10 protein-coding genes are annotated in these 10357 nt (G+C 61.9%); 8 read left to right on the top strand and 2 right to left on the bottom strand.

Annotated elements, in window-relative coordinates; all coding sequences use genetic code 11:
* Positions 1-1118: DNA polymerase (locus APH42_RS27450; protein WP_256217848.1), on the top strand; the 1118-nt coding region annotated here is incomplete at its 5' end.
* Between the two features lie 334 nt (positions 1119-1452).
* Here the strand turns inward: APH42_RS27450 and yihA are convergent.
* Positions 1453-2085 (bottom strand): ribosome biogenesis GTP-binding protein YihA/YsxC, encoded by a 633-nt coding sequence (gene yihA / locus APH42_RS27445; protein ID WP_012269928.1) that lies wholly within the window; start codon positions 2083-2085, stop codon positions 1453-1455.
* A gap of 201 nt (positions 2086-2286) precedes the next feature.
* On the opposite strand from yihA, the gene APH42_RS27440 reads away from it, so the two are divergent.
* The 7 genes from APH42_RS27440 (at position 2287) to APH42_RS27410 (ending at position 9409) form a co-directional block, all read left to right on the top strand.
* Entirely contained in the window at positions 2287-2589 is a 303-nt protein-coding gene (locus tag APH42_RS27440; protein WP_012269929.1) for a cytochrome c5 family protein, read from the top strand.
* Between the two features lie 31 nt (positions 2590-2620).
* On the top strand, positions 2621-3238 hold the full coding sequence (locus APH42_RS27435; protein ID WP_012269930.1) for a cytochrome c: 618 nt from the start codon (positions 2621-2623) through the stop codon (positions 3236-3238).
* A gap of 150 nt (positions 3239-3388) precedes the next feature.
* Positions 3389-4021 carry a thiol:disulfide interchange protein DsbA gene (gene dsbA / locus APH42_RS27430; RefSeq protein ID WP_012269931.1) on the top strand — a complete coding sequence of 211 codons (633 nt, stop codon included), beginning with the start codon at positions 3389-3391 and terminating at the stop codon, positions 4019-4021.
* Positions 4022-4033: 12 nt separating this feature from the next.
* Complete coding sequence (locus APH42_RS27425) at positions 4034-4888, top strand: endonuclease/exonuclease/phosphatase family protein (protein WP_012269932.1); 855 nt, start codon at positions 4034-4036, stop codon at positions 4886-4888.
* A gap of 27 nt (positions 4889-4915) precedes the next feature.
* Entirely contained in the window at positions 4916-6856 is a 1941-nt protein-coding gene (locus tag APH42_RS27420) for a GGDEF domain-containing protein (protein ID WP_060494643.1), read from the top strand.
* 78 nt (positions 6857-6934) lie between these two features.
* The gene (locus APH42_RS27415; RefSeq protein ID WP_060494642.1) at positions 6935-7723 is read left to right on the top strand and encodes an N-acetylmuramoyl-L-alanine amidase; all 789 of its coding nucleotides are present in this window, start codon (positions 6935-6937) and stop codon (positions 7721-7723) included.
* 87 nt (positions 7724-7810) lie between these two features.
* Positions 7811-9409 carry an EAL domain-containing protein gene (locus APH42_RS27410; protein WP_012269935.1) on the top strand — a complete coding sequence of 533 codons (1599 nt, stop codon included), beginning with the start codon at positions 7811-7813 and terminating at the stop codon, positions 9407-9409.
* Between the two features lie 14 nt (positions 9410-9423).
* Here APH42_RS27410 and APH42_RS27405 read toward each other — a convergent pair.
* The coding region (locus APH42_RS27405; RefSeq protein ID WP_156352942.1) for a cell wall metabolism sensor histidine kinase WalK at positions 9424-10357 on the bottom strand (934 nt) is incomplete at its 5' end.

Genomic DNA, 10357 nt, shown 5'->3' with positions numbered 1-10357 from the left:
AACTGGGCGTGAAGATGGGCGAACTGGAGCAACGTGCCTACGAGCTGGCCGGCGAGGAATTCAACCTCGGCTCGCCCAAGCAGTTGGGCGCGATCCTTTACGACAAGCTTGGCATGCCGGTGCTGAGCAAGACCGCCAAGGGCCAGCCCTCCACCGCCGAAGCGGTGCTCGATGAGCTGGCCTTGCTCGGTTACCCACTGCCTGAGGTACTGATGCAGTACCGCAGCCTGAGCAAGCTCAAAAGCACCTACACAGACAAGCTGCCGGGCCAGATCAACCCCCGCACCGGGCGTATCCACACCTCCTACCAGCAGGCTGTGGCGGCCACTGGCCGGCTGTCGTCGAGCGACCCTAACCTGCAGAACATCCCGATCCGTACCGCCGAAGGCCGGCGCATCCGCCAGGCGTTCATCGCCAGCCCAGGATACAAACTGCTGGCGGCGGACTACTCGCAGATCGAGTTGCGCATCATGGCCCACCTGGCCAAGGACGAAGGCTTGCTGCACGCTTTCCGCAACGACCTCGACGTGCACCGCGCCACGGCGGCGGAAGTGTTCGGTGTGGCCTTGCAAGACGTCACCACCGACCAACGTCGCAAGGCCAAGGCCATCAACTTCGGCCTGATCTACGGCATGAGCGCCTTTGGTTTGGCCAAGCAGATCGGCGTCGACCGCAAGCAGTCGCAGGATTACATCGACCGCTACTTCGCCCGCTACCCAGGCGTGCTGGCCTACATGGAACGCACCCGCGCTCAGGCGGCCGAGCAAGGTTTTGTCGAAACCCTGTTCGGCCGTCGTCTGTACCTGCCGGACATCAACGCCAAGAACCCCGCCCTGCGCAAAGGCGCCGAGCGTACGGCGATTAACGCGCCGATGCAGGGCACCGCGGCCGACATCATCAAGCGGGCCATGGTCAATGTGGATAACTGGCTGAGCGAGAGCGGGCTGGATGCCCGAGTGATCCTGCAGGTACACGACGAACTGGTACTCGAGGTACGCGAGGACCTGGTTCAGCAGGTGAAAGATGAAATTCGCCAGCACATGAGCCAGGCAGCGCAGCTGGATGTACCGCTACTGGTGGAGGCAGGAATTGGTGCGAATTGGGACGAAGCTCACTGATTGAGCAGGGAAAGCTGTGTAGGATCTGCGACGTAGCGACGCGGATCCTGGCACCGCTCAGTGCCATTGGTGCTGAAGTTTCATGAAACTATCGCAAATAGTTTTCAGGGCTTCGGAACTAAACCGGTGAAGCGGAACTCAGAGTAACTGAATGGCTGGTGAAGCCCTTCGATGCTCCTATGTTGTGTTAAGTGTTGGCAGATATCTGGACCCCGCCCTAGCGGTCCGGACTTGGACCCCGAACTTCCCCCTCCCCATACGAAGTCCGGGGTTTTTTTTGCCCGGAATTTGCCACCAAGGTGCCCCGCTCCCACAAGAGCGGGGCAGTGCAGCTTCAGGCGACTGGCTTGTCTTCCAGCTCCATCCAGCCCGCCAGCACCCGGTAGGCGTCTTCCACGCCCAGGCGCTTGGGTGCCGAGAACAGCTGGATGGTCACGCCATCGCCCCAGCCCTTGCGGATTTCCGACTGCACCTTGAGCAAGGTGTTCTTGCCCGCGCCGTGGGTCAGCTTGTCGGCCTTGGTCAGCAGGATGTGCATCGGCATGCCGCTGGCCTTGGCCCAGTCGAGCATCATCTTGTCGAAGTCGGTCATCGGGTGGCGCACGTCCATCATCAGGATCACGCCACGCAGGCACTCCCGGCTGCCCAGGTAGGCTTCCAGGTGTTTTTGCCAGTGCTGCTTGAGCGGAATCGGGACTTTTGCATAACCGTAGCCCGGCAGGTCGACCAAACGCCGTTCATCGTCCAGACTGAAGAAATTCAACAGCTGGGTGCGCCCTGGAGTTTTCGAGGTACGCGCCAGGCTGGCATGAGTCAGGGTGTTGAGGGCGCTGGATTTGCCGGCGTTTGAACGGCCGGCAAAAGCCACCTCGTAACCCTGGTCGTCCGGGCATTGTTCGACCTTGGCTGCGCTAAGGGCGAATGTGGCTTTCTGGCAGAGGCCGAGGATGGGGTTCTTGACTTGCATGGGATATCCGATGTGGGTGTTGCCTGACTCTGTAGGCCCGAGCCTGGCAAGCGGTGTCGTTTCCGTTTGGATGGCGGAAGTATATAATGCCCCAGTTTTTGTGTGCTCATTCTCCCAGCGAAGGAGAACGGGCATGGGGTGTCGAACAATAGCTCGCGCAACAGAACGCAGCGCGGCCCCCAACCCTGAAGGTCGTTCCGCATGGCGAAATGGCTGCTTGCTGTCGGTATGTTCCTGCCGGTTTTCAGCGCACAGGCTACACAGGATCCCGAGGTGTTGTACAACCGCACGTGTGCGGCCTGTCACACCGGGCAGTTGCCACAGGCACCCAGACAGGGTGACCGGGCGGCTTGGGAGCCAAGGCTGGCGCAAGGCATGGAGGTACTGGTGAAGCACGTGACCCAGGGTTTCAAGGCTATGCCGCCGCGTGGATTGTGCATGGACTGCAGTGCCGAGGACTACCGTTTGGTCATCCTTTGGATGAGCGGCAGTCCCGATACATAACATTTCACCCTTAGCCGTGTTGGATTAGCTGATGAACAAACTAGTCGTGAGTCTGCTGTTGACCCTGGGTGTCGCAGGTGCGGCCACTGCTGCGCAACCTATCAAAGGCGATGCCGCCGCTGGCCAGGCCAAGACTGCCGTCTGTGGCGCCTGCCACAACCCCGACGGCAACAGCCTGGCACCGAACTTCCCGAAACTGGCCGGCCAAGGCCAGCGCTACCTCGAAAAACAACTGCACGATATCAAGTCGGGCAAGCGTACCGTGTTGGAGATGACCGGCATGCTGACCGCCTTCAGCGACCAGGACCTGGCCGACATCGCCGCCTACTTCTCCAGCCAGAAAGGTAGCGTGGGCGCTGCCGATCCCAAGCTGGTCGAGCGCGGCCGTTCGCTGTTCAATGGCGGCGACCTGGAGAAAGGCATGCCTGCCTGCACCGGCTGCCACTCGCCCAACGGCGCAGGCATCGCTTTGGCCGGCTTCCCGCACCTGGGTGGCCAGCACTCTCAGTACGTGACCAAGCAGCTCACGGACTTCCGCGAAGGCAACCGCACCAACGATGGCGATGCCATGACCATGCGCACCATTGCCGGCAAGCTGAGCAACCACGACATCGAGGCGTTGGCCAGCTATATCCAGGGCCTGCATTAACTTTCAGTTAATGTTGTAGGCCAATGATGAAAGGGCGGCCGGGCCGCCCTTTTTTCAGTCCGCAGCCGTTACACTACAGAACTCGGCCCTTCCCGGCCTGTCTCAGTGCAGGTCGCGTCGTGGCGACCCATGACTGCTCAGGAGTAAAGCATGCGTAAACTGATTCTCAGCGCTGCGCTGGTCGCCGCCAGCGTATTCGGTATGACTGCCGTCCAGGCCGCGGAGCCTGTTGCCGGCAAGGAATACATCGAGCTGAGCAACCCTGTTCAGGTTTCCGTGCCTGGCAAGATCGAAGTGGTCGAGCTGTTCTGGTACGGCTGCCCTCACTGCTACCACTTCGAGCCGGTCATCAACCCGTGGGTCGACAAGCTGCCCAAGGACGTCAACTTCAAACGCGTACCGGCCATGTTCGGTGGCCCGTGGGATGCACACGGCCAGATGTTCCTCACCCTCGAAGCCATGGGCGTCGAGCACAAGGTGCACGCGGCGGTGTTCGATGCCATCCAGAACCAGCGCAAGCATTTGACCAAACCAGAAGAGATGGCCGACTTCCTCGCCACTCAGGGCGTGGACAAGGACAAGTTCCTCGCCACCTTCAATTCGTTCGCCATCAAGGGCCAGGTCAACCAGGCCAAGGAACTGGCGAAGAAGTATGAAATTACCGGCGTACCGAGCATGGTGGTCAACGGCAAGTATCGCTTCGACCTGGGTACCGCTGGCGGGCCGGAAGGTGTACTGAACGTCGCCGACCAGCTGATCGAGAAGGAGCGCGCCGCTAAGTAAGCGGCGTAACCCATGCCCCGCCTCAGAGCTACGCGTGGCATTGGCCTGCACCAGCCGCAGGTCAACGAGCACCACCTGCAGGCCCCAGGCCTGCCCGAGGATGGTCGGCTGCGGCTGCTCAGTTTCAACATCCAGGTGGGCATCAGCACCGAGCGCTACCGGCATTACCTGACCCGTAGCTGGCAGCACTTGCTGCCGCACAACGGGCGGGCCGGCAACCTGCAGAAGATCGGCAAGCTGCTGGGTGACTTCGACCTGGTGGCCCTGCAGGAAGCCGATGGCGGTAGCCTGCGCTCGGGCTACGTCAACCAGGTGGAACACTTGGCCCATCTGGGTGCCTTCCCCTATTGGTACCAGCAGCTCAACCGTAACCTCGGGCGTTTTGCCCAGCACAGCAACGGCGTGCTCAGCCGCCTGAAACCGCAACTGCTCGAAGACCACCCGTTGCCAGGGCCGGCCGGGCGTGGTGCGATCCTGGTGCGTTTTGGCGAGGGCAAAGATGCGCTGATCGTGGTGATGATGCACCTGGCATTGGGGGCCAAGACCCGCGCCCTGCAGCTGGGCTACATTCGCGAGCTGATTGGCGGTTACCGTCACCAGGTACTGATGGGCGACATGAACACCCATGCCACCGACCTGCTGGAGCATTCGCCGTTGCGCGACCTTGGCCTGGTTGCCCCGCAAGTCGAAGCCACTTTCCCCAGCTGGCGACCGCAACGTTGCCTGGACCATATCCTGCTCAGCCCAAGCCTCACTTTGGAGCGGGTCGAGGTGCTGGCGCAGCCAATTTCCGACCACCTTCCCGTTGCTGTCGAGATTCGATTGCCTGATGCATTGACTGTGGATACGCTGCCGGTTTTGAGCTAATTGCCATCACCGTTTGCGGACCTGGGCATGACTGAAGACGCAGAGCGCTGGAAAGAAAAATACCTGAAAAGCATCGAGCAGCAAGAAAGGCTCGAACGCCGTTGGGATGCCCGTCTTGACTTGCTGCGTCGCGGCCTGGTGCGTAGCACCCTGGCTGCCGAAGGCAGTGACAAGATCGTCGATGAGTGCATGAAGGAAATGCGCGATGTCATCCGCAGCGACAATATGGACGCCGGCCTTGCCGGGTTGATTCCGCGCCTTGAAAAAGCGGTGTTGGACTCCGAACAGCGTCGCGAAACCCGCATGAACCAAGTCAGCGATGCGCTGACCGCACTGGTTGGCCAACTGCAAGGCTTACCGCTGCCCAGCGATATCTCGCGGCCATTGAAAAAACTGGCGAAGAAGCTCGACGGCGGGGTTGCCCAGTCACGCGAGCTGCCGCCGCTGCTGGGCGAGTTGAGCGGCCTGCAGGGGCGCGCGCTGTCGGCCTTGGGCAAACCCGGCGAAGACGCCCGGCCAGGTTTTCTGCAGCGTTTGTTCGGCAGCCGCGAAGAAGACGCACAGGCGGAGGCAGCGCTTGCGCCGGTGGCGCAGCCAGCGGCCGAGGCCCAGCCCCAGGCAGCGGGGAGCATCGCACTCTTGCCGCCCGATGACGTCGACGCGCTACAACCGTTGCCGGGCCCTGCTGCCTCCTGCGCCGAGGTGACGGACGCGCCCGAGGCTGAGCTGGAGGTTTCTGGCCCGGCGCTGATCGAGTCGGTCGAAACGCAGCCCGCCTCGTTGCCGCAAATGCCACAGGATGAAGCACCAGTGGCAGAAGCTGCCGCCAGCGAGCCGCTGGCTGAGGCAGAGCCACTACAGGCTCTGGAAGAAACCTTCGGTGAAGACGGCCCCTATGCCCTGCCCTATGCGGTGGAGCCGCCTTACAGCCAGGTTGCCGCGCACATCGAGCAAACCCTGATCGGCCTGCTCGATGACCTCAGCCTGCCCGAGCGGCACAAGGCCCAGGCGTTGGAAATGCGCGAGCGGGTCGCCCGCGGCTTGAACTGGTATGAGCTGATCCCGGTACTGGATGATCTGGCGGTACTCATGCTGGCGATTACCGACAGCGGCCAGCACGAATTTGAAACCTACCTGCAGCAGCTCAACGAACGCCTGGAAGGTTTCCAGAGCCACTTGCATGAGGCCAGCGCCGGCCATGCCGACAACAGCAGTGCGGCCCGCGAGCTGGATAGCCAACTGCGCGAGCACGTCGATGGCCTGCAGAGCAGCGTGCAAGGCGCCGCCGACGTAGACAGCCTCAAGCACATCCTGGAAAACCGCCTGGAAGGCTTGCTGGTGACCATGGACGAGCACAAGCATGAGCGTGATCGCCGTGAGCAAGAGCTGGCTGGCCGTCTGCAAGGCCTGTCGGAGCGGGTGGCGAACATGGAGCACGAGGCGCTTGGCTATCGCGAGCATCTGGAGGAGCAGCGCCAGAAAGCCCTGCTCGACCCGCTCACTGGCCTGCCCAACCGTGCCGCCTGGAGCGAGCGAGTCGAACGCGAAATGCTCGACTGGCAAGAAAACGGTGGCCATCTGGCGATGGCAATTCTCGACCTTGACCATTTCAAACGCATCAATGACAGCTATGGGCACCTGGCTGGAGACAAGGTCCTCAAGATCGTTGCCGACCAGTTGCGCAAGCGCCTGCGTGTTCGTGATTTCATCGCCCGTTTTGGCGGCGAAGAGTTCGTCTTGCTGCTACCGCAGACCCCGCCGGCGGCCGCCGCACAGGTGGCCGAGCTGCTGCGCGCCACCGTCGAAGCCTGCCCATTTCACTTCAAGGGTGAACGGGTGGTGATTACCACCTCCATCGGCCTGGGCGCATTCCGTCCTGGCGAGCGCAGCGACCAAGTGCTCAAGCGCGCCGATGCCGCGTTGTACCGGGCCAAGGAGCATGGGCGCAATCGCGTCGAACAAGGTTAGCCAGTCACGTCGATCCACGGCAGGCGCAGCTGTGGGGAGCACGTTATACTGTAGCGCTCATACGCTGAGGCCACTGACGTGCTTTCCACGCTTAAAAAAACCCTGATTTCCTTTTTGTTGTTGTCTGTCGCCGGTTGCTCGACGGGCCTGCGCATCGACCGCAGCCACCCTTCAGCCAATCAGGACAACCGCATCCAGTTCGTTGTCCTGCACTACACCAATGCTTCGCTGGAGCGTTCTCTGGCGTTGCTTACCCACGGTGAGGTCAGCAGCCATTACTTGATCGGCGATGGCCCGGCGACGGTGTATCAACTGGTGGATGAAAACCGTCGTGCCTGGCATGCCGGTGATAGCCAGTGGCAGGGGCGCACCTGGCTGAATTCCTCGTCCATCGGTATCGAGATCGTCAACCCGGGCTTCACCGACACCCCGAACGGCCGTGTCTGGCACCCTTACAGCGAGGCGCAGGTCCAGTCGTTGATCGCGCTGCTCAAGGACATCGTCAAACGCAATAACATCGAACCCCGCCATATCATCGGCCACAGCGACATCGCCCCGCTGCGCAAGCTGGACCCAGGGCCATTGTTCCCGTGGAAGCGCCTGGCCGACGCCGGGCTGGGTATCTGGCCGGATGCCAACGCGGTTGCACGGCAGCAGGCCTACTTCAGCGTCAACCCGCCAAGCATTGGCTGGTACCAGCAGGAACTGGCACGTTTTGGCTATCAAGTCGAACAGACCGGCGTGCTGGATGTCGCTACACGCCATGTGATCGCTGCCTTCCAGATGCGCTTCCGCCCGCAGCGCTTCGACGGCATGCCGGATGCGCAGACAGCCGCGATGCTGCAGGTGCTCAACCGGATGCGCTAAGCCTGTGTAGCCCGCAGCGAAGCGCCAAACGGTGCGGGTGATTCTCGATTCAGTTGCTATACCTTAGTTATCAACTGGATGCCTTTGATGTCAGCACTCATCGCCTTGCTGCGCCAAATTTTTTACCGCCCCTGGATGCTGGCCACCTTGGCAGCGTTGGCCAGCGCTGCGTTATTGCTCTCTGCCAGCATCGGCATTGCCCTGCAACAAATGAAGCAAAGCGAAAGCGAACAGATGAACGCCCAGGGCGAGCGTTTTCTGGATCGCCTCGAACAGGTGTTCGGCCAGTTGCGCGAAGGGGTCGACCTGCTGCAGGCCCAGCCATTGCGCGGCTGCAGCCCGGCGATGCTGGCAGCCTTGCAGCAGGTTGGCCTGAGCTCGCGGTTCATCTATGAAGCGGCCTATGTGGATGGCGACGTTGCCTGCTCCAACCGCGGTGACGAGCGCGCGTTCGTTCCCTTGCGAGCGCCGGATATCCAAGGCCCGACGTACAGCTACTGGCTTAACACCACCACCGAGCCGAACGAGAACCTGGCAGCACTGATGCTGGGCCGTGGCAAGTTTCTGGTTTCCACCTCGCGTGGTCACTTGACCGATGTAGTCGACCTGCCCCCAGGCGGCAGCCTGGTGGTGGTGCTGGACAATGGCGCGCGGGCCATCCCCGTGCTCGGCCCGCCACAGGTATGGCCACCACCCTCGGCCTGGTCAACCAGCCACAAGTCGCTGCTGGAACTCAGTGATCGGCTGATCTACCGAATGCCAACCAAGTCACCGGATTACCAGCTTGTACTGATCGCGCCGCGGGCCAGCCTGCCGCTGAGGATGAACGGCATGCTCTGGTTGCTGTTCCCCGGTAGCGTGCTGGCGGCCTGCTGCATCGGTTGGCTGGTATTGCAGTTGATCCTGCAACGGCGGTCGATGAGCTCGGAGTTGCAGAATGCCTTGCGCCGTGGAGAGTTGCAGGTGCTGTACCAGCCAATCATCGAGCTCGACAGCCGGCGTTGCGTTGGGGCCGAAGCCTTGGTGCGCTGGCGCCGTCCGGACGGCACGCTGACCAGCCCGGACCTGTTCATTCCGTTGGCGGAGAATACCGGGCAGATTCGCCAGATCACAGACTTTGTCCTGCAACGTGTACTTGAACAATTAGGGCAGTTGCTGCGCTCGCACCCCAAGCTGTACATATCGGTAAACCTGGCGGCCTGCGATGTGATGGTGCCTCGTATCGGCCGGGTGGCGGCGCGCTTGCTGGCGTTGCATCGCGTGGCACCCAGCCAGATCGCCTTCGAGGTAACCGAGCGCGGCCTGATCGACGTGGTGGTGGCCCGCGACAACCTGCAGGCGCTGCGCGCCGTGGGGCATCAAGTGCTGATCGACGATTTTGGTACCGGCTATTGCAGCCTTGCCTACTTGCAGACCCTGCCAGTGGACTGCCTGAAAATCGACAAGGCGTTTATTGATGCCCTGGGCCATGATGCCGCCAGTAGCGGCGTGGCTCCGCATATCATCCGCATGGCCCATGACCTGCACCTACGGGTGATTGCCGAAGGTATCGAGTTCGAGGACCAGGCGGTGCTACTGAACAGTGAGGGAGTCAATTACGGCCAAGGCTGGCTGTTTGCCCGGCCACTGAACGCCCGTCAATTTGCCGAGCTGGTGACCCGCGGGCACCTGCCACGTCGGGTTTAGGCGCATTACAGCATTCATACCGGCAATGCCATGTAGAACTGGGTCCCTTGCCCTGGCCGTGAAAATACGCCCATGCGCCCGCCGTGCAGTTGCACGATCTCTTTGCACAACGCCAGCCCCAGCCCTGCGCCACCTTTCTTGCGGCCTACCTGCACGAAAGGCTCGAAGATGCGCCCTTGCTGCCCATAGGCAATGCCCTCACCGTTGTCCTCGATGCTGATGATCACCCGCTCCGCATGTCGCCTGGCATGCAGGCGGATGCGCCCGCCGTTGGCGGTATGGCGGATGGCATTGTGCAGCAGGTTGTCCAGCACCCGGTCCAGCTGGGCGACGTCGGCCTGAATGCGCGGTAGTGGCGCTTCCAGCTCCTTGAGCAACTCGATCTGCTTTTGCTGCGCCTGCTCGGCAAAGCGCAGCTGCGCACGCTCCAGCAGTTCGTCGAGGGCGCAGGGGGCCAGCTCGAGCTTTTGCAGCCCGCTCTGGTATCGGGAGAAGTTGAGCAGGTCGTTGATCAACTGGGTCAGGCGCTGCATTTCTTCGCCGATGGTTTCCAGCAGGTCGTTCTCGCGTGCATCGGGCGGGAACTTGACCCGCTCGCGCAGCAGGCCGAAGGCCATGTGCATGCCGGTCACTGGGGTACGCAGTTCGTGGGAGGCGCGCAGCACGAACTCGCTGCGCACGCGCTCGAAGGCTCGTTGCTCGGTCACATCGTGCAGCACCATCACCGCGCCGAGGATGGGCCCCTGCGGGTGACTGACGGGGGTCAAGCTGTAGGTGAGCAGGCGTGTTTCTTCATCGACTTCGATGTTCAGGTCGTCCGGTTGACGGTCTAGGCTACCTCCGCGCAGTACCTGGCGCAGCTGTTGCTCAAGCTCTGGTCGCTGCAGGGCGTTGGCCAGGCCGCTGCCCACGCGGCTGTCGCTCCAGCCGAGCTGGCGTTGCGCCACG

Origin of the sequence: Pseudomonas sp. NBRC 111140 (genome assembly GCF_001320885.1) — a bacterium.
GTDB classification, from domain to species: Bacteria; Pseudomonadota; Gammaproteobacteria; order Pseudomonadales; family Pseudomonadaceae; genus Aquipseudomonas; species Aquipseudomonas putida_P.
The sequence above is the reverse complement of the archived record's forward strand: the minus strand, read 5'-3'. Positions and strand labels throughout refer to the sequence as shown.

Bases quoted from the DNA above. Each gene is read 5' to 3' on its own strand.
- yihA (WP_012269928.1), bottom strand. From the start codon at position 2,085: ATGCAAGTCAAGAACCCCATCCTCGGCCTCTGCCAGAAAGCCACATTC.
- APH42_RS27410 (WP_012269935.1), top strand. From the start codon at position 7,811: ATGTCAGCACTCATCGCCTTGCTGCGCCAAATTTTTTACCGCCCCTGG.
- dsbA (WP_012269931.1), top strand. From the start codon at position 3,389: ATGCGTAAACTGATTCTCAGCGCTGCGCTGGTCGCCGCCAGCGTATTC.
- APH42_RS27420 (WP_060494643.1), top strand. From the start codon at position 4,916: ATGACTGAAGACGCAGAGCGCTGGAAAGAAAAATACCTGAAAAGCATC.
- APH42_RS27425 (WP_012269932.1), top strand. From the start codon at position 4,034: ATGCCCCGCCTCAGAGCTACGCGTGGCATTGGCCTGCACCAGCCGCAG.
- APH42_RS27440 (WP_012269929.1), top strand. From the start codon at position 2,287: ATGGCGAAATGGCTGCTTGCTGTCGGTATGTTCCTGCCGGTTTTCAGC.
- APH42_RS27435 (WP_012269930.1), top strand. From the start codon at position 2,621: ATGAACAAACTAGTCGTGAGTCTGCTGTTGACCCTGGGTGTCGCAGGT.